This is a genomic window from Paenibacillus ihbetae (assembly GCF_002741055.1).
GTDB lineage: Bacteria > Bacillota > Bacilli > Paenibacillales > Paenibacillaceae > Paenibacillus_AQ > Paenibacillus_AQ ihbetae.
The window spans coordinates 927,589-945,197 of the sequence record NZ_CP016809.1 but is presented as its reverse complement, the minus strand read 5'-3'; the positions used below and the strand labels follow the sequence as shown (position 1 = coordinate 945,197).

Here is a 17,609-nt window from a genome sequence, read left to right as displayed (position 1 = left end):
ACGATTGAATGAAAGGAGGGACAGGATATGTTTACAGGGCTGATTGAAGAGATCGGCGAGATGAGACGAATCGGCCGCCAAGGTGAAGCGATGGTGCTCAGCATTTCGGCAAGGAAGATCCTGGATGATCTAAAGCTTGGTGACAGTGTCGCCGTCAATGGTGTTTGCTTGACTGCGACAACGATCGACAAAGACAGCTTTACCGTGGATGTCATGCCGGAAACGTATCGAAACACGAACCTGAAGCAGCTTCAACCGGGCAGCAAAGTCAATCTGGAACGGGCCATGGCAGCCGGCGGACGATTCGGCGGTCATATTGTACAGGGCCATGTGGACGGGGTCGGCGTGATTCGAAGCGTGAGATCCGACCAGAATGCGGTCGTCTATGAAATTGCCCCGTCGGACGACGATGTGTTCAAATATATCCTTCCGAAAGGGTCCGTAACGCTGGATGGAATCAGTCTGACCGTCGTTCGAACGACGGAGCATTCCTTTACCGTCTCCATCATTCCCCACACGCTTGCCGAAACGGTACTGGCTTATAAGGGACCGGGAGACACGATTAACATCGAGTGCGACATTTTGGGCAAATACGTAGAGCATCTGCTGAATTACGGCAGCGACGGAAACAGCTCAAGAAGGAGCAAAGCGGGGATCAGCCGGGATTATTTAGCCGAGCACGGCTTTGCTTGATTCGAGCATCCGACGGACCCGAACCGGATTTACGAGAAGGAGGAGTAGGAATGGAAGAACGATTTTCTTTTCATCCCATAGAAGAGGCATTGCAGGATTTAAAGGAAGGGAAGATCGTTATCGTCGTTGACGATGAGGACCGCGAGAATGAAGGGGATTTTATCGCTCTGGCCGACAAGGCAACCCCCGAGGTGATCAATTTCATGATTACGGAAGGGCGTGGGCTGGTGTGTCTCCCGATGACGCAGTCGCGGGCTCAGGAGCTGGATCTGAAACCGATGGTAAGCCAAAATACGGACTATCACGGAACGGCCTTCACCGTCTCCATTGACCATAAAGATACGACAACCGGCATTTCGGCCTATGAGCGCTCCGTAACGGTTCGCGGCATTATGGATCCGGATGCGACCGCAGCGGATTTCCGCAGGCCGGGCCATATGTTTCCGTTGATTGCCAAAGAAGGGGGCGTCCTTCGCCGGGCAGGTCACACGGAGGCGGCTGTCGATCTCGCGAAACTATGCGGCTCTTATCCTGCCGGTGTCATCTGCGAAGTCATCAAGGAAGACGGAACCATGGCGCGCTTGCCGGATCTGATCGAAATATCGAAGAAACACGGGATGAAGCTGATCAGCATCAAGGATCTGATTCATTACCGCAATGAGAAGGAGAAGCTGGTGCACCGGGAAGTGGCGGTGCGGATGCCGACGGATTACGGGGTATTCCAGGCCGTGGCTTACACGAACGACGTCGACAACAAAGAGCATGTGGCTTTGGTCAAAGGAGAGATCAACGGCGATGAGCCGGTGCTGGTTCGGGTCCATTCCGAATGCTTGACCGGCGATGTTTTCCACTCCCACCGCTGCGACTGCGGCCCGCAGTTCGAGGCAGCGCTGCGGCAGATTGAGGAGGCCGGCAACGGCGTACTGCTGTACATGCGCCAAGAGGGCCGGGGCATCGGCTTGATCAACAAGCTGAAGGCTTATAAGCTGCAGGAGGAGGGCCTCGATACGGTCGATGCCAACCTGAAGCTGGGCTTCCCGGCGGATTTGAGAGATTACGGCATCGGCGCGCAAATTTTGAAGGATCTCGGCATCCGGAAGATCCGATTGCTTACCAACAACCCGCGGAAGATCAAGGGCCTTGAGGGATATGGGCTTGAGGTTGTGGAGCGGGTGCCGATCCAAATGCCGGAGAACGAGGACAATACCGGGTACCTGCATACCAAGCAGGCTAAGCTAGGGCATATGCTGAAGTTCGACGATTTGGAGCAGAACGAGAGCGCCAATTCTTAAAGGGAAATGCCCCAGCGGAGCGGCGGAATGCAGCAGAAGAACCGAAGCGTTCGCCCTTTGCCGCCGGATTCCTACCTTGTAAATGAGTCGTTCAGGGAATCCGGTGGCAACAGCGATCGGAAGCTGCATCCGAGGCGCGGCGGACAGGGAAATAGCATCGAAGCAGGCGACCTGCATCCGGTGCGCAGCGGACAATTCAAAATGCGCCCACCAATTTAGGGTGGGCACGAATCCCCAACTCCGCAAGCGTAATGGTCCATGATGCATTCGCAAACGCCGACTAGCTCGAAGAGTCAGCCCGCATTTGCTACCAGAATGGACCTAGCGGAGCGGCGGAATGCAGCAGAAGAAGCGAAGCGTTCGCCTTTGCCGCCGGATTCCTACCTTGTATATGAGTCGTTCAGGGAATCCGGTGACAACAGCGATCGGAAGCTGCATCCGACGCGCAGCGGACAGAAATCGATAGGCATCAACGAGCGCTCATCGAGCGCAAAAGTGCAGCATGCATCAACAATAACAATACTCCCATTTGAAAGGATGTCCATAACCATGGCAAACATTTTTGAAGGCAACTTAGTATCGGAAGGCTTGAAATACGGAATCGTGGTCGGACGGTTTAATGAATTTATTACCAGCAAGCTGCTGAGCGGCGCGCTCGACGCGTTGAAGCGCCACGGCGTGCAGGATGATGAAGTGGATGTAGCTTGGGTGCCGGGCGCATTCGAAATTCCGCTGATCGCCCAAAAAATGGCGGAAAGCGGCAAATACGATGCGATCATCACCTTGGGCACCGTCATCCGCGGATCGACAACCCACTACGATTACGTCTGCAATGAAGTCGCGAAGGGCGTGTCGGCCATCAACCTGAAGACCGGCGTGCCAACCATCTTCGGCGTCGTGACGACGGAGAACATCGAGCAGGCGGTCGAGCGCGCCGGAACGAAGGCTGGCAACAAAGGCTGGGATTCCGCGATGGCGGCGATCGAAATGGCAAACTTGACGAAAAGCTTAAAATAGTGCTTATTTAATGTAGTGCTCTTTTTCATCAGGGCACTGCATTTTATTTTTATGGCGGGAGGATTCACCGTGAGCGTATTATATAAGCTGGAGACGTTTGAAGGACCGCTCGATCTGCTGCTTCACCTCATTGATAGAGCGGAAATCGACATCCAGGATATCCCCGTCAGCGAGATTACCGAACAATACATGGCCTATCTGCACAACATGCAGGAATTGGAGCTTGAAATTACAAGTGAATTTCTGGTGATGGCGGCGACGCTGCTGTCTATTAAATCGAAGCTGCTGCTTCCAAAGCCTCCGGTTATCGAGATGGACGAGTTTGATTTTTACGAAGAGGAAGACGTGGATCCGAGAGCGGAGCTCGTTCAGCGGCTGATCGAATATCGTAAATATAAGGGAATTGCTCGGCATCTGCACGAGAGAGAATGGGAGCGGAGCATGATTTACTCGAAAGAGGCGGAGGATTTAACGCCCTACATGCCGGAAGCCCAAGAGAATCCGGTCGAAGGGCTCCACGTTGCCGATTTGATCCGGGCATTCCAGAAAGCCTTAAGCAAAGCCGTAAGACGAACGTCGTATGCCCGGATTCAGCGCGATGAAATATCGGTTAAGGATCGGATCCGCCAGGTGATCGATACGCTCGAGCAGGCGGGGCCGGGGGGAAGGGTGCTCTTCTCCAAGCTGCTTCACGAGGAGATGGAGCGGCATGAAATCGTGGTTACCTTCCTGGCGATATTGGAATTGATGAAGATGAAGCAGATCGTTTGCTATCAGGAGCGGCTCTTTGAGGATATTGTGATGGAATGGAGAGGGGAAGAACGCATTGATGGATTATCCGAAGCTGAAATCGATTATTGAGGGACTGCTGTTCTTGGCCGGCGAGGAAGGTTTGTCGGTCAAGCAGGTCGCCGAGATTACGGAGCAGTCCACGGGGTTGGTTGAGGAAGCGCTGGAGGATATGAAGGAGGAGTGGGCGCGCCAGGAGCGGGGCTTGCAGATCGTTCAGATCGCCGGCAGCTACAAGATGGCGACGCTGGCGGAGCATGCGCCATACTTCGAACGTCTGGCCTATTCGCCTTCGCGCTCCTCCCTATCCCAGGCGGCGCTCGAAACGCTATCCATCGTCGCTTACAGACAGCCGATCACCCGGGTTGACATCGAGGAGATCCGCGGCGTCAAATCCGAGCGGGCGATTCATACGCTGACCACCAAAGGCTTGATTGAGGAGGTGGGCCGGGCAGAAGCGATCGGCAGACCGATTTTGTACGGCACGACGAAATCATTCCTCGACTATTTCGGGCTTGCCAGCATTAAGGATTTGCCGGAGCCGTCCCAATTTGAGGATGCGGAGTCGCTTGAGGAAGAGACGCAATTGCTGTTTGATAAGCTGGACGGTCACCAGCTGACATTTGATGATGTGGAGAATTGATCGACAATGGACGTTATATGAAGATACTGAAATCCCGAGCGGAAAAACTGCTCGGGATTTTTACGTTGCATCGCTTTCCTTTCCCACAAGCCGTTGGTTCGATCCGCTTAACCACCTCAAGTGATTAAATTGGGGCACGGTCCATTGGTTACCCCTGCGACGTGATGGGAAGGAACGGAACAGGTTCGCATCATTTACCTGGCGATTTGCCATACTAAGCCAAGCGGATGCATTATATTAAGCTCGTTTCTGGGGGTTACGCTTGTGAGCATTTGGATTTATATTGCGATCGGACTTGGGGTGCTGCTCATTGTACTGGCTGTCATCCTGTTGAACTCGGCCGTGACGATTCGGCTGGACATGGTCATGCGAAAAAATGAATACAAGCTGCATGCCGAGGTAAAGATGGTCTATGGATTGATCAAGCGGATCTATGATCTGCCCTTTCATCTGGCGAACGGCGGTATTGAATTCAACCAGGAATCGGTATTCAAGCAGGGGATGACATTTGGACAGGACGAGGACGAACAGGCGGATCAGAAACCAGCAAGCCGAACCATTCGGTTTCGGCAGTATTCAAGCGCTATAATGGCCACCAAAGGATTCAAGAAATGGGTGCGGCAAACGCTGGCAAACGTCCATCTTCGGGATATCCGGTGGTCGACGGAGGTGGCCCTTGAGCATGCTGCCGATACGGCCGTCGCTTCCGGGCTGCTGCACGCCGTCAAGCATACCGTGCTCGGCTGGTTGTCCTACCGTCTGATTATGGAAGAGAAGCCGGCCGTCGATGTCGTCCCCCGCTTTAACGGCCCGCCGCATTTTTCCACAGAGCTGAACTGCATAGCGAAAATCTCCTTCGGAAAAGCTATGGTTGCTGGACTGGTATTCATAGTTCGCGTGTTAAAGGTGAAAGGAGGAGTTAGATCATGGCAGAACACCCTATTCAAGGCTTGATGCAAACCGCGATGGAGAACATCAAGGGAATGGTGGACGTGAATACGATCGTTGGCGACCCCGTAAACACACCTGACGGCAGCGTAATTTTGCCAATCAGTAAAGTGGCGTTTGGCTTTGCGGCCGGCGGAAGCGACTACAACATTGAAGCCGGAGGCACTCGCCATTCCGCAGACGGGATGCACGGCCATTCATCCACGCATCCGTTTGGCGGCGGAAGCGGCGGCGGCGTATCCATCAGACCGATTGCGTTCCTTGTCGTAGGCAAGGAGGGCGTCCACATCGTTCCGCTCGACAATCAAACGCATCTGTTCGAGCGCATCATTGATGCGACCCCGTATTTGCTGGAGCAAATCCAGGCGATGTTCCAATCAGGCAGCAACGCCAATGCCAACAACGGCGGTAACGTGTCGGCGTACTAAACGGCGCTTAGCAAATCCCCTCTCGCTTGAAGCGAACAGGGGATTTTTGCATGTGGACATACTTTCGGGTGGGACAACATATACTTGTACAAGATTTCTGAACACCGGAGGAAAAAATAATGAAAATGAAACGGACGACATGCAAGTCCTTGTTATCCATACTGCTGGTGGTTTGCCTAATGGCCGCCGCCGGTCCTGCCTATGCGGATCATGAGGGGGGGCCGGCCAATCACGCCCAGGCTGCCGCGTTGATCGATGTCACATCCGGCAGGCTTCTGTACAGCAAGAACGGGGACAAGCGGCTGCGGATTGCCAGCCTTACCAAAATCATGACGGCGATCGTTGCCATCGAGCACGGCAAGCTGAGCGACCGGGTCACGGTTTCGAAGAACGCATTTGCCAAGGAGGGCTCCTCCCTCTTCTTGAAGCTTGGCGAGGAGATGACATTGGAAAACCTGCTCTACGGCTTAATGCTTCGTTCGGGCAATGACGCCGCCACCGCCATTGCAGAGCATGTGGGGGGGACGGAGGAAGGCTTCGTCCTGCTGATGAATCAGAAGGCGCAGGAGCTCGGGTTGACCAACACGCATTTTATGAATCCGCACGGGCTGGATCATGACGAGCACTATTCCTCCGCCAACGATGTCGCCAGGATGACCGCCTATGCGCTTCAGAACCCGACGTTCAAAGAAATCGTGAAGACCCCGACCAAGCGGGCGCCGAACCCGAACGAGTCCTGGGATTACAAATGGGATAACAAAAATAAAATGCTGCACCTTTACGAAGGGGCCGACGGTGTTAAGACCGGTTTTACGAAGAAAGCGTTCCGCTGCCTGGTCAGCTCTGCCACGCGAAACGGTCAGCAGATCGCCGCGGTTACGCTTAACGACGGCAATGATTGGAATGACCATGCCAATATGCTCGATTACGGCTTCAAGCATTTTCCGCTAAAGCAGGTGATCGAGAAAGGACAAAAAATCCAAGGTTACACACTCGTCACAGGAAGCATATTTCAGTATGCGTTCACCCATGACGAGGAAGCCCGGCTAGTCAAAAGGCTCGTTCTTCACAAACAAAGCTCGCCGGATGTGTCCTTCGGGCTGCGGGGACACATCGAGCTGCTGCTGGACGGCATCAGCATCGGCAAAGTTCCTGTATACGAGCAAGGAGCCAGACTTCCCGAGCCGCCGACTGCCTTGCAGAAGTCAAGAAGCGCATCCGCGCAGGGAGCTGCCTTGTCCTTATGGCAATCGGCCGCCGAAGTGCTCAGGCATCTGGTGCGGGCCAATCATCACTAGGTTTCGCTAAGATGGCGAACTCTCGATATCGCGAGTCAAGAACGGGGGCGTGGAAAAGCTATGATCAATATGATCTGGATGGGGATGATCCTGATCGGGTTTGGCTTTGCAGCGGTGAACGGAAATATCGACGCGGTAACCAAAGCCGTATTTGATGGAGCACAAACAGGTGTAACCGTGTCTTTCGGGCTGATCAGCATCCTGGTTTTTTGGCTGGGCATGATGCGGATTGCCGAGGATTCGGGTCTTCTGAAGAAGGTTGCAGTCATGCTGGGACCGGTCGTAAGATTTCTGTTCCCCGACGTGCCGAAGGATCATCCGGCGATCGGGTATATTTTATCGAATATGAGCGCGAATTTGTTCGGTCTTGGCAATGCGGCGACACCGATGGGAATCAAAGCGATGCAGGAGCTGCAGAAGCTGAATCCGGATAAAGACACCGCGACACCGGCGATGTGCACGCTGCTGGCGCTTAACACAGCCAGCATCACGTTGATCCCGACAACGCTGATTGCCATCCGCCTGAATTACGAATCGGCGAATCCGGCGGAAATCGTAGGTACGACGCTGCTGGCTACGGCAATCGCGACAGCGGCGGCCATTCTAGCGGACAGGTGGTATAGAAGGCGTTCCATTCGTCGCCAGCAGCCGTCCGGAATCGGAGCTGGAAGGAATCCGGATATGAAAGGGTGATGAACATTGCTGTCATGGATTAGCGTCATCTCGGCCTGGTCTATTCCCATTATGGTCGCGTTCATCCCGCTTTATGCCTATACCCGCAAAGTACCGGTATATGAATCGTTTGTGGAAGGAGCCAAGGGCGGCTTCTCCACTGCGATCGGCATCATCCCCCATTTGGTCGGCATGATGGTGGCAATCAGCGTCTTCCGCTCCTCCGGAGCGCTGGAGTTCTTTGTGGGATGGACGGGCCCGTTTCTGCAGTCTCTCGGAGTCCCGAGCGAAATTCTGCCGCTTGGCTTGCTTCGACCGCTGACTGGGACAGGATCGCTGGCTTATACAACCGAGCTGATCCGCGCGTACGGGCCGGATTCAATGATCGGCCGAATCGCTTCCACGATCCAAGGAAGCACCGACACGACATTGTATGTGTTGACCGTCTATTTCGGAGCCGTTGGCATCCGCAACGGCAGATATGCGCTGAAGGTCGGCCTGTTCTCCGATCTGGTCGGATTTATTGCCGCTATCGCCGTATGCTTGCTCGTATTTGGATGACGACGGCGCGATATAGGCGCGAATATATCAGCTTCGTATGAGCTTAAGGGCTTGCATCAGACCGAGCCCCATGTCAAAAGAGGTAAACGAAGATGCATCATCTAAGATCAATACGTAACCCCGATATCGTGCTTGCGGCTGCGCGATAATCGGGGATTTTTGTTTACTGTAATGGGAACAGGCGCCTATACCGGGGGATCCGCACAGTCATATACTGCTGAATCAAAAGAATGAATCTTGTGCGGCAGAGGTGATGATATGGAATTCGAAGGCTTTGTGATCCATCATTCCGCATGCGAGCAGGAGACGCGAGTAGGGTTCGATTTTACGGTTCATTCGGACGGATCGGTCACGTCCTCCCCGATGCTTCTGCATCAGAAACTGATCCATATCTGTTTGGAAGGCAATTTCAATCGTCGTTATGAGCTTATGAGCCTTGAACAGAAAACCCAGCTGTTTACCGCCAGCAAAATCATTATGGAGCTTTCGAGATTGCATGATATTTCCCCGCTGTACCTGTTTCCGCATGCAGAAAGCTGCCCGGGAGCGGCTTTTCCGTGGAACGCGCTTGTGATTTATCCTGTCGATGGTTATCATTAGGGATGAGGTGACCTATCGAACATGGAGAGATTACAGAAAATTATGGCACAGGCCGGAGTCGCATCCCGCCGAAAGTGCGAGGAACTGATTCTGGAGGGCAAGGTGCAGGTGAACGGGGTGACCGTTACCGAGCTCGGGACCAAGGCCGACCCTGCCGAAGATATCATTACGGTTTCAGGGAAACCGATCAAGCATGAGAAAAAGGTCTATTTGATGTTGAATAAACCAAAGGGAGTCATTACGAGCGCATCGGATCCGGAAGGCCGAAAGATCGTATCGGACTACCTCAAGGGCATAAAGGAGCGCGTCTATCCGATCGGCCGTCTGGATTACGATACGGAAGGCTTGCTGCTGCTGACCAATGACGGCGAATTCGCCAATCTGCTCAGCCACCCCAAGTATCATGTGCCGAAAACCTACCTGGCGACGGTGAAAGGGGTGCCCCACGGATCCGAGCTGGACAAGCTTCGCCAAGGCATCATGCTCGAGGACGGGATGACCGCCCCGGCCGAAGTCGAATACCGTGACGTAGACCCGGAAAACAAGCAGTCCGTCATCACCATTACGATTCACGAGGGACGCAACCGCCAGGTGCGGAGGATGTTCGAAGCGATCAATCATCCGGTAATCCGGCTGAAGCGGATCGCGTACGGCGATTTGCTGCTTCAGAATCTAAAGCGGGGCCTGTACCGTCATTTGACGCCAAGTGAAGTCAATGAGCTGCAGCAGATGGCCAAGGCGGCGAAACCAGGCGGCAAACCGAAGAAAAAACGGTAACCCGACACATAATATTCAAAATGGCGAGCGGCGTTTATGACGAATTTCGTTATAATTGTTCATAGGATGTTCACACCCGCCTGCACATTTATGATGAAAGTCATAGAAAGGAAGCTGCTGCACTATGGGCAAATCGAAGAAAAGCATACAGATCGTTATACTGCTTGCCATCGTCCTGATCGGCGCGTACGCCGTTGCAACCGTTGTATTCGGCTCTGACGAGGTGCCTAAGGTCGGTGAGAAGGCTGCGAATTTCGAGCTTCTGGGCATGGATGGCAATGTACATACCATGAACGAATACGAAGGCAAAGCCAGGGTTATCAATTTCTGGGGGACCTACTGCCCACCATGCGTCCGGGAGATGCCGGCACTGCAGGCGCAGTGGGAGAAGTGGAAGGATCAAGGGGTCGAAATCGTCGGGATCAACGTGGGCGAGAACAAAATGACGGTGGAAAATTTTGTGGCTCAGACCGGCGTGAAGTTCCCGATCCTGATGGATCCGAATCGGGATGCGGTGGCCAGCTACGGCGTTGGCCCGATGCCCACGACCTTCTTCGTGACGGCCTCCGGGAAGATTCACCATATTCGCATCGGCGAGCTGGATCTGGATACGCTGGATAAACAAATCGAACAGTTGGTGAAAGCAAAATGAGTGAAGGTTCCAAGCCTTTGATCCAAAACACGAAATGTGAATGCGGACATCAGAACCCGCCCGGAACCGTCCTGTGCGAAGCCTGCGGGAAACCGCTGACAAAGGAAGCGGAAGCCCAGTCGATCCTGGAGATGCGTTACGACGGGGTGGCCCGCCGCTCGCAGAAAGCCAACCCCGGCTTCATCGACAAGGTCTGGAATTTCTTCTCCTCGGTGAAGGTTGCGATCTATTTGATCCTGCTGACGCTGATCGGCTCATCGCTCGGAACCATCCTGCCGCAGGAGAGCACATTCCTTAACATTGACCCCTCTGTCTACTACAAAGAGGAGTACGGACAGCTGGGGCATATTTATTATCTGCTCGGGCTGTCCCATACATATACGTCTTGGTGGTTCGTGCTTCTGCTGGTTATGATCGGCGCATCCTTGGTCATCTGCAGCCTGGACCGCGTGCTGCCGCTTTACAAGGCGCTAAGCAGACAGCGCATCCCGAAGCATATGTCGTTTCTGACCCGCCAGCGGGTGGTCTACCAGGGAACGGTCGAGCAAGATGGAGCCGAGTGGGTTGAGCGGGTTAAGCCGCTGATCAAGAAAAAAGGATACCGCGTCCGCACGGACGGGGGCACGCTGCTTGCGGAGAAGCAGCGTTTCAGCCGATGGGGGCCGTATGTGCTCCATATCGGCCTGATCATCTTTCTTCTGGCTGTTCTCGGACGGAATTTGCCGGGCCTTCATATGGACGAGCATATGGCGTTTCCGGAAGGCGAGCCCGTGCACATCAAGAACACGAGTTATTATCTGATGAATGACGGATTCAATGTAGAATTCTATACGGAAGAGGATTTGCCGAATGAATTCAAGGGCAAGGGCAAGGTGCTGCCTAAGAAATTCGAAACCGAGGCGATCCTGTATGTGTGCGAGTCCAATTGCGATACACCGGGCCAAGAGCCGCAGCTTAAAGAGGTCACCCGCCATAACATCGAGGTGAACCACCCGCTCAACTACAAGGGGCTGAAGGCATATCAATTCGATTATGATTTGACTCCGATTCTCCGGACCGTATCCCCGATGTTGATTGACAGCAAAACCGGGGAACAATATGGAAAGATCGATCTGTCGATCAAGGATCCCGTAAGAGAGTACAAGGCGGGGGATTACACCTTGACGCTGACGCAGACGTTTACGGATTTCGGTCTCGGTGACGACGGAAAGCCCGTCAATCTGTCACCGAACCCGAACGCACCCGCGTTCCTGTTCCTGATCAAGGGACCGAACCTGCCGGAGGAAGGCATTCAATATTTCTACTTCCCGAAACAGGTCGACAAGGAGCGATTCCAGCAGGATGCGATCAACGCGCAGCTTGCCGGAGGCGAGAATCTCATAACGCTGGACGTACTCAGCATGGAGGACGTCGACTTTGCGGAGTCAACGACGTATTTGAACATCCGCGTGGACAAGGCGATGCCGTTCATCTGGGTCGGCGCATTTATCGGCATGATCGGCCTGGTCATGGGCTTCTATTTCCATCATCGCCGGATTTGGCTGCGGATCGATGACGGAACGCTGACGCTCGGTGCCCACACGAACAAGAACTGGTTCGGTCTGCGCAGGGAAGTCGCCGCCATCCTGAATCAGATGAATATCGAGGTCGACGAAAAGTCGCTGGAGAATAACAGGGGGAGTCAAGCATGAATCTAATCGATTTTAGCGGTGATGCATTTGTTGTGTCCTTTTTGCTATATTGCGCATCGTTTATCATGTATGCCATTGCGGTCATGGGCCGCCGTTTCCGGAAGCGGGAGCCCGAAGCCCATCTTGCCAAATGGGGCAAGATCGCATTCGTAACGGCATCGATCGGCCTGATCGGCCATCTGCTGTATTTCTTCACCAGATGGGCAGGCTCCGGACATGTGCCGGTGAGCAACATGTACGAGTTTATGTCGTTCCTGGCCATGGCGATCATGATTGCATTTCTGGTGCTGTATTTTATTTATAAAAAATCGCTGCTCGGCCTGTTCGCGCTGCCGCTCGTCATTCTCATTATGGCGTATGCGGCCGTGTTCCCTCAGGAAGTGCAGCCGTTGATTCCATCGCTGCAGTCGTATTGGCTCGGCATTCACGTCACGCTGGCTGCGCTCGGCGATGCGTTCTTCGCCGTCGGCTTTATCGCAGGTCTGATGCACCTGCTGCGGACGGTCAACTTCGCCGCTACAGACAAAGGCGCGCGGAGAGAACAGCGTTGGCTCGAGCTGTGCATGTTCGCGATCGTCGTTCTGCTCGGCTTCATCCTGTCGGTCTACAGCTTCCGCACAGCCGGTTACGAAGCCGTGTTCAATCAAACGCAAGTTGACCCTAAAACGGAAACCAGTAAAATAGTAAAAGTGGAGTACAACATGCCGCCGATTGTAGCCCCGTATCAGAGCGAGACGGAGAGCATGCAATCATTCCTGGGCATGAAGGCCCCGCTGTTCGAAGCTCCGTCATGGATGCATGGCGTGAACGCGGGCAGGAAGCTCAACACCGTGATCTGGTCGCTGGTGAGCGGCATCATCCTGTACGGACTGCTGAGGCTCATCATCCGAAGACCGATTGCGAAATTCATTCAGCCTGCACTGAACAAGCTGAATCCCGATGATCTGGACGAAATCAGCTACCGTGCCATCGCGATCGGATTCCCGGTATTCACGCTGGGCGGACTCATCTTCGCCATGATTTGGGCGGAGATTGCTTGGGGCCGCTTCTGGGGCTGGGATCCGAAGGAAGTCTGGGCGCTGATTACGTGGCTCTTTTACAGCGTGTACCTGCATTTGCGGCTGTCCCGCGGATGGCAGGGCAAATACTCGTCCTGGCTGTCGGTTATCGGATTTATCGTCGTCATGTTTACGCTGGTTGGCGTCAACCTGATCATTGCCGGTCTGCATTCCTATGCCGGAACGGATTAAAAATGAAGTTAAATAGCAACGGATTAGAAAATCAGGAGGGCCCTTACGTTTTGAGGGCCGTTCTGATTTTCCCCTATAACAATGAAGGAGCTGCTGTCAATGTCTGAGCATGGAAACCGGATACTCGTAGTCGATGATGAAGAGCGTATTCGACGTTTGTTGAAGATGTACCTGGAGAAGGAAGGATATGAGATTGACGAGGCTGAAGACGGGGAAACGGCCCTACGCAAGGCAACCGGTGAGGATTACGGATTGGTTATATTGGATGTGATGCTGCCGGGTATGGACGGGGTGGAGGTATGTACACGTCTTCGGCAGGTGAAGTCGACGCCGATCCTGATGCTGACTGCCAAGGGCGAGGAGATCAACCGCGTGCAAGGCTTCGAGGTCGGCGCGGACGATTACGTCGTTAAGCCGTTCAGCCCGCGGGAAGTCATCTATCGGGTCAAGGCGATTCTGCGCCGCTCCTCGGCTACCGCTTATCTTAGCAAGGAAACCAACCCGAGCAACAGCATTGTCTTCCCTCATCTCGTCATTGAGCACGACGCCCACCGGGTGACGGCAGGGGGACATGAAATCAGTCTGACGCCGAAGGAGTATGAGCTGCTGCACTATTTGGCCTCCTCGCCGGATAAAGTGTTTTCCCGGGAGGAGCTCCTGAAGGATGTTTGGAATTATGAATTTTTCGGTGATCTGCGTACCGTCGATACGCATGTGAAACGGCTGCGGGAGAAGCTGAACAAGGTTTCTTCGGAGGCCGCCGCCATGATCACAACCGTATGGGGAGTAGGCTACAAGCTGGAGGTTCCGAAGTAACGTGAACTTCTGGAGATCGCTTGTCGGCAAGCTGTGGATCACGATTACGTGCTTGGTTGCCTGCGTGCTGTTGACGCTGGGATTATTTTTGCTCCCCTACATTGATACAACCTTCACAAATTCAAGTGCTATCAAACGTTTGTTTACGTATGTGTCGATCATCGGATTTTCGATGACGACCTTTTTCGGGCTCTTCTTGTTAACGAAAATTACGCAGCCGATGCAGCAGCTGATTGAGGCTGCCAATGACATCCGCAAAGGGAAGTACGGAACCCGCCTCAATTTGGTCACGAGCGATGAAATCGGCGAGCTTGCGAATACGTTCAATCATATGGCCGCCGAGCTGGAGACGAATATCCGCAATCTCAATCACGAGAAGGAGCATTTGTCCAGCGTGCTTCGAAGCATGAGCGACGCCGTGATTACGTTCGATAACCACGGACAGGTAATTCTCGTTAACCCCCCCGGACAGGAAATCATGAAGACCTGGAAGGGGCTTGAGTGGGATGATGATTTGCAAGGGGGCGGCTGGGCGGCAGACGTGATGCCTAAGCCGCTGAGCGAGCTGTTCTACAGCACCGTGAATGAAGGCAGGGATCAAAGCGCAGATCTGCATGTGAACCAGGGGATTTGGTCGGCACACATGGCGCCGCTCTATTCCGATGACGTGATCAGGGGCGCTGTCGTCGTGCTCCGGGATATTACGGAACAGGTCAAGCTGGAGAAGATGCGGACGGATTTCATCGCCAACGTATCGCATGAAATCCGGACTCCGCTGTCGATGATGCAGGGATATAGCGAGGCGCTGCTCGACGGAATGGCGGCTTCGCCTGAAGAAGGCCGGGAGCTGATTCAGGTCATCCATGAAGAGTCGCTGCGCATGGGCCGTCTGGTGAAGGACTTGCTGGATCTGACGCGAATGGAGGCAGGACACGCCGAAATGTCGCTGAGACAGGTGGATGCGGGCGAGCTGTGCGAGCGTGTCTACCGGAAGTTCTCCGTCAGAGCCAAGGAACAGGAGATTGATCTGCAGCTCTCTTTGCATTCGGATCTTATCCTTGAATCGGCTGATGAGGATAAGCTCGAGCAGGTGCTGACCAACCTGTTGGACAACGCTTTCCGGCATACGCCGTCCGGCAGGCAGGTGAAGATCCAGGCACACCGGGTCAAAGCGCCTAAAGGAGATACGCTGCAGGTGATCGTCTCCGACCAAGGCGTCGGCATACCTGCAGGGGATTTGCCGTTCGTGTTTGAACGTTTCTATAAAGCCGATAAAGCGCGTGTCCGCGGCGAAACCGTCGGAACAGGGATCGGCCTGGCCATCGTCAAAAACATCGTGACTGCCCATCACGGCACGATTACAGCGGCTAGCGAGGTAGGAAAGGGCACCGTGTTTACGGTGACGATTCCGATGAATGCGGCAGAATCTTAGGAAAAGAACGCCTAAAAGACAAAACACGCTCCGATCGGAGCGTGTTTTTTGTTGAAATTCGTGGGCTAATCTTGTTCAACGTGGAACATAGGGATTAGCTAAGCACGATTTGTTGAGCTGTATTGAGTTCCGGAAGTCCGGTCAGCTTCACGAGCACTTCCTTAGGAACGTCCTTGTCGACGGTCAGGCACATGATCGCTTCACCGCCGATGACTTTCCGGCCGACCTGCATCGAGGCGATATTCACGTCGTTCTCGCCGAGCAGGGTGCCGACGCGTCCGATAATGCCAGGCTTATCGTTATGCGAGATCAAGATCAGGTGGCCTTCAGGCGCTACATCGACCGGGAATTTGTCGAGGCGCACGATCCGTTCGCCGTATCCGAGGAGCAGGGTGCCTGCAACGATGCGTTCCTGTCCGTTCTGGGTTTTTAGCGTTACGGTAACGAGATTCGCGAAATCCTTCGTTTTCGGAGTCTGGGACACAACGACATGCAGATCGCGGCTTTTTGCCAAGTGCATCGAGTTGACGATATTCACTTCGCTGCCGAGATGACGCTCCAGCACGCCTTTCACAATGTAGCGGGTGAGCGCTTGGGTATCGACCTCCGCCAGCTCGCCTGCATAGTCGACATGAATTTCTTTCACGGCATGAGCGGTAATTTGAGCCGCTACGCTGCCCAGCTTCTCACCGAGGGAGAAGTACGGCTGCAGCTTGTTCATGACGCTAGCCGCTACCAGCGGGAAGTTGACGGCATTTTTGAAAGGCTCGTTACGCAAAATATGAAGGACCTGTTCCGAAACGTCAATAGCCACGTTCTCTTGGGCTTCGATGGTCGATGCGCCAAGATGCGGTGTGACGATGACCTTCGGATGGCTAAGGAATGGATGGTCGCTTTCAGGCGGCTCATGCTCGAACACGTCAAACGCGGCTCCGGCAACAATGCCTTCGTCGATTGCTTCAACGAGCGCGCGTTCGTCGATGATTCCGCCGCGGGCACAGTTCACGATGCGCATGCCGCGCTTCATAACCTCGAATTGAGGGCGGGCGATCATATGACGGGTTTCCGGAGTCAGCGGCGTGTGAACCGTGATGAAATCGGCGCTGCGGATAATGCTGTCGACGGAAGCGAGCTCGACGCCAAGCTTATCGGCGCGTTCCTCGGTCAGGAACGGATCGAATGCCATAATATTCATGCCGAATGCCTTAGCGCGTTTTGCGACCTCGCTGCCGATCCGGCCCATTCCCATCACACCCAGGGTTTTGTTGCGCAGCTCCACTCCGAGGAAGGATTTGCGGTCCCATACACCGTTGACCGTCTTGGCATAGGCCTGAGGAATATGGCGGGCCAGGGCGATCATCATGGCAAACGTATGCTCAGCAGTCGTAATCGTGTTTCCATCAGGAGCATTGATAACAACGATACCGCGCTTCGTGGCGGCTTCCAGGTCGATGTTATCCACTCCGACACCGGCGCGGCCAACCACCTTCAGCTTCGTTCCGGCGCTCATAATACGCTCGGTGACACGGGTCTGGCTCCGGACCAGAAGGCCGTCGTACTCTCCGATAATGGCAGTGAGCTCATCTTCGCTGAGCCCAGTCTTTTTGTCTACCTGCACATCGGCTGCATCCATCAATTGCTGGATCCCCAAATCGCTGATCGGATCCGATACCAAAACTTTAAACATGGTTTCACTTCCTCCTTAAATTCTCTATAAATAGTGCTGCAAATATTGAATAAGGAGCGCGCCGGTTAACGCGCATCCGTTATACCGTTGGCTTGGTAACGCTTGGTTCTTGTGGCAATTGACGCGGTGCCGTAGCAAAGGATCGAGAAATATAAAAACTCCCGACTCCGCATACTACCTCCGTAGTAAGGGACGAGAGTTATTCGTGGTGCCACCCTTATTCACTGTCCGTCAATCGGACAGCCTCAAGCGGTCTACATCAGACCATGATTGGTAACGGAATCATCCGATTTGCGCCTACTAATGCCTTCAGCGAAATATCTCAGGAACGCTCAAGAATAACCTTCCGCCGCCGATTCTCAC

At 54.0% G+C, this 17,609-nt stretch carries 19 protein-coding genes and 1 other annotated feature (1 of these 20 running past the window's edge); of the genes, 18 read left to right on the top strand and 1 reads right to left on the bottom strand.

Translation table 11 applies throughout. From position 1 onward, the window contains the following. The first annotated feature begins 27 nt into the window (after positions 1 to 27). From ribE to BBD41_RS04300, 18 genes are all read left to right on the top strand, one after another. On the top strand, positions 28 to 693 hold the full coding sequence (gene ribE / locus BBD41_RS04385) for a riboflavin synthase (protein WP_077565392.1): 666 nt from the start codon (positions 28 to 30) through the stop codon (positions 691 to 693). Between the two features lie 50 nt (positions 694 to 743). Further along, positions 744 to 1,985 (top strand): bifunctional 3,4-dihydroxy-2-butanone-4-phosphate synthase/GTP cyclohydrolase II, encoded by a 1,242-nt coding sequence (locus BBD41_RS04380; protein ID WP_077565393.1) that lies wholly within the window; start codon positions 744 to 746, stop codon positions 1,983 to 1,985. A gap of 27 nt (positions 1,986 to 2,012) precedes the next feature. Next, on the top strand, positions 2,013 to 2,204 hold the full coding sequence (locus BBD41_RS04375; RefSeq protein WP_157929272.1) for a hypothetical protein: 192 nt from the start codon (positions 2,013 to 2,015) through the stop codon (positions 2,202 to 2,204). A gap of 330 nt (positions 2,205 to 2,534) precedes the next feature. Further along, a complete protein-coding gene (gene ribH / locus BBD41_RS04370; RefSeq protein WP_007129777.1) occupies positions 2,535 to 3,002 on the top strand; it encodes a 6,7-dimethyl-8-ribityllumazine synthase in 468 nt (155 codons plus the stop codon). A 51-nt stretch (positions 3,003 to 3,053) separates the two neighbouring features. Beyond that, positions 3,054 to 3,863: a segregation and condensation protein A gene (locus BBD41_RS04365; RefSeq protein ID WP_189635995.1), complete on the top strand. Its 810-nt coding sequence runs from the start codon at positions 3,054 to 3,056 to the stop codon at positions 3,861 to 3,863. Then, positions 3,832 to 4,434 (top strand): SMC-Scp complex subunit ScpB, encoded by a 603-nt coding sequence (gene scpB, locus BBD41_RS04360; RefSeq protein WP_099476818.1) that lies wholly within the window; start codon positions 3,832 to 3,834, stop codon positions 4,432 to 4,434. The genes BBD41_RS04365 and scpB overlap by 32 nt, the downstream gene beginning before the upstream one ends. A 264-nt stretch (positions 4,435 to 4,698) precedes the next feature. Continuing rightward, the gene (locus BBD41_RS04355; protein ID WP_077565396.1) at positions 4,699 to 5,388 is read left to right on the top strand and encodes a DUF2953 domain-containing protein; all 690 of its coding nucleotides are present in this window, start codon (positions 4,699 to 4,701) and stop codon (positions 5,386 to 5,388) included. Then, positions 5,361 to 5,810 carry a GerW family sporulation protein gene (gene ytfJ, locus BBD41_RS04350; RefSeq protein ID WP_099476817.1) on the top strand — a complete coding sequence of 150 codons (450 nt, stop codon included), beginning with the start codon at positions 5,361 to 5,363 and terminating at the stop codon, positions 5,808 to 5,810. Before BBD41_RS04355 ends, ytfJ begins: the two co-directional genes overlap by 28 nt. 119 nt (positions 5,811 to 5,929) lie before the next feature. After that, positions 5,930 to 7,108 (top strand): D-alanyl-D-alanine carboxypeptidase family protein, encoded by a 1,179-nt coding sequence (locus BBD41_RS04345; protein WP_206098287.1) that lies wholly within the window; start codon positions 5,930 to 5,932, stop codon positions 7,106 to 7,108. Between the two features lie 60 nt (positions 7,109 to 7,168). Then, positions 7,169 to 7,801: a nucleoside recognition domain-containing protein gene (locus tag BBD41_RS04340; protein WP_077565398.1), complete on the top strand. Its 633-nt coding sequence runs from the start codon at positions 7,169 to 7,171 to the stop codon at positions 7,799 to 7,801. 6 nt (positions 7,802 to 7,807) lie between these two features. Further along, positions 7,808 to 8,341, top strand: a complete 534-nt coding sequence (locus tag BBD41_RS04335) for a spore maturation protein (protein WP_077565399.1) — start codon at positions 7,808 to 7,810, stop codon at positions 8,339 to 8,341. A gap of 258 nt (positions 8,342 to 8,599) precedes the next feature. After that, on the top strand, positions 8,600 to 8,941 hold the full coding sequence (locus BBD41_RS04330) for an N-acetylmuramoyl-L-alanine amidase (RefSeq protein WP_077565400.1): 342 nt from the start codon (positions 8,600 to 8,602) through the stop codon (positions 8,939 to 8,941). A gap of 21 nt (positions 8,942 to 8,962) precedes the next feature. Beyond that, a complete protein-coding gene (locus BBD41_RS04325) occupies positions 8,963 to 9,718 on the top strand; it encodes a pseudouridine synthase (protein ID WP_077565401.1) in 756 nt (251 codons plus the stop codon). A 124-nt stretch (positions 9,719 to 9,842) separates the two neighbouring features. Continuing rightward, positions 9,843 to 10,370 (top strand): redoxin domain-containing protein, encoded by a 528-nt coding sequence (locus BBD41_RS04320; protein ID WP_077565402.1) that lies wholly within the window; start codon positions 9,843 to 9,845, stop codon positions 10,368 to 10,370. Further along, on the top strand, positions 10,367 to 12,061 hold the full coding sequence (locus tag BBD41_RS04315; protein WP_099476815.1) for a cytochrome c biogenesis protein ResB: 1,695 nt from the start codon (positions 10,367 to 10,369) through the stop codon (positions 12,059 to 12,061). The genes BBD41_RS04320 and BBD41_RS04315 overlap by 4 nt, the downstream gene beginning before the upstream one ends. Next, positions 12,058 to 13,311 carry a c-type cytochrome biogenesis protein CcsB gene (gene ccsB / locus BBD41_RS04310; protein ID WP_077565404.1) on the top strand — a complete coding sequence of 418 codons (1,254 nt, stop codon included), beginning with the start codon at positions 12,058 to 12,060 and terminating at the stop codon, positions 13,309 to 13,311. Before BBD41_RS04315 ends, ccsB begins: the two co-directional genes overlap by 4 nt. A gap of 99 nt (positions 13,312 to 13,410) precedes the next feature. Continuing rightward, a complete protein-coding gene (locus tag BBD41_RS04305) occupies positions 13,411 to 14,127 on the top strand; it encodes a response regulator transcription factor (protein WP_077565405.1) in 717 nt (238 codons plus the stop codon). Position 14,128: 1 nt separating this feature from the next. After that, positions 14,129 to 15,559, top strand: a complete 1,431-nt coding sequence (locus BBD41_RS04300) for a HAMP domain-containing sensor histidine kinase (RefSeq protein ID WP_099476814.1) — start codon at positions 14,129 to 14,131, stop codon at positions 15,557 to 15,559. 94 nt (positions 15,560 to 15,653) lie between these two features. Here the strand turns inward: BBD41_RS04300 and serA are convergent, their stop codons facing one another. Further along, the gene (serA, locus tag BBD41_RS04295) at positions 15,654 to 17,246 is read right to left on the bottom strand and encodes a phosphoglycerate dehydrogenase (RefSeq protein WP_077565406.1); all 1,593 of its coding nucleotides are present in this window, start codon (positions 17,244 to 17,246) and stop codon (positions 15,654 to 15,656) included. A gap of 185 nt (positions 17,247 to 17,431) precedes the next feature. Next, positions 17,432 to 17,609 (bottom strand) — a binding site (T-box leader) (it continues 55 nt past the right edge of the window).

Coding starts and splice junctions, on each gene's coding strand:
- ribE (WP_077565392.1), top strand. CDS start 28: ATGTTTACAGGGCTGATTGAAGAGATCGGCGAGATGAGACGAATCGGC.
- BBD41_RS04380 (WP_077565393.1), top strand. CDS start 744: ATGGAAGAACGATTTTCTTTTCATCCCATAGAAGAGGCATTGCAGGAT.
- BBD41_RS04375 (WP_157929272.1), top strand. CDS start 2,013: ATGCAGCAGAAGAACCGAAGCGTTCGCCCTTTGCCGCCGGATTCCTAC.
- ribH (WP_007129777.1), top strand. CDS start 2,535: ATGGCAAACATTTTTGAAGGCAACTTAGTATCGGAAGGCTTGAAATAC.
- BBD41_RS04365 (WP_189635995.1), top strand. CDS start 3,054: ATGGCGGGAGGATTCACCGTGAGCGTATTATATAAGCTGGAGACGTTT.
- scpB (WP_099476818.1), top strand. CDS start 3,832: ATGGATTATCCGAAGCTGAAATCGATTATTGAGGGACTGCTGTTCTTG.
- ytfJ (WP_099476817.1), top strand. CDS start 5,361: ATGGCAGAACACCCTATTCAAGGCTTGATGCAAACCGCGATGGAGAAC.
- BBD41_RS04345 (WP_206098287.1), top strand. CDS start 5,930: ATGAAAATGAAACGGACGACATGCAAGTCCTTGTTATCCATACTGCTG.
- BBD41_RS04340 (WP_077565398.1), top strand. CDS start 7,169: ATGATCAATATGATCTGGATGGGGATGATCCTGATCGGGTTTGGCTTT.
- BBD41_RS04330 (WP_077565400.1), top strand. CDS start 8,600: ATGGAATTCGAAGGCTTTGTGATCCATCATTCCGCATGCGAGCAGGAG.
- BBD41_RS04325 (WP_077565401.1), top strand. CDS start 8,963: ATGGAGAGATTACAGAAAATTATGGCACAGGCCGGAGTCGCATCCCGC.
- BBD41_RS04320 (WP_077565402.1), top strand. CDS start 9,843: ATGGGCAAATCGAAGAAAAGCATACAGATCGTTATACTGCTTGCCATC.
- BBD41_RS04315 (WP_099476815.1), top strand. CDS start 10,367: ATGAGTGAAGGTTCCAAGCCTTTGATCCAAAACACGAAATGTGAATGC.
- ccsB (WP_077565404.1), top strand. CDS start 12,058: ATGAATCTAATCGATTTTAGCGGTGATGCATTTGTTGTGTCCTTTTTG.
- BBD41_RS04305 (WP_077565405.1), top strand. CDS start 13,411: ATGTCTGAGCATGGAAACCGGATACTCGTAGTCGATGATGAAGAGCGT.
- serA (WP_077565406.1), bottom strand. CDS start 17,246: ATGTTTAAAGTTTTGGTATCGGATCCGATCAGCGATTTGGGGATCCAG.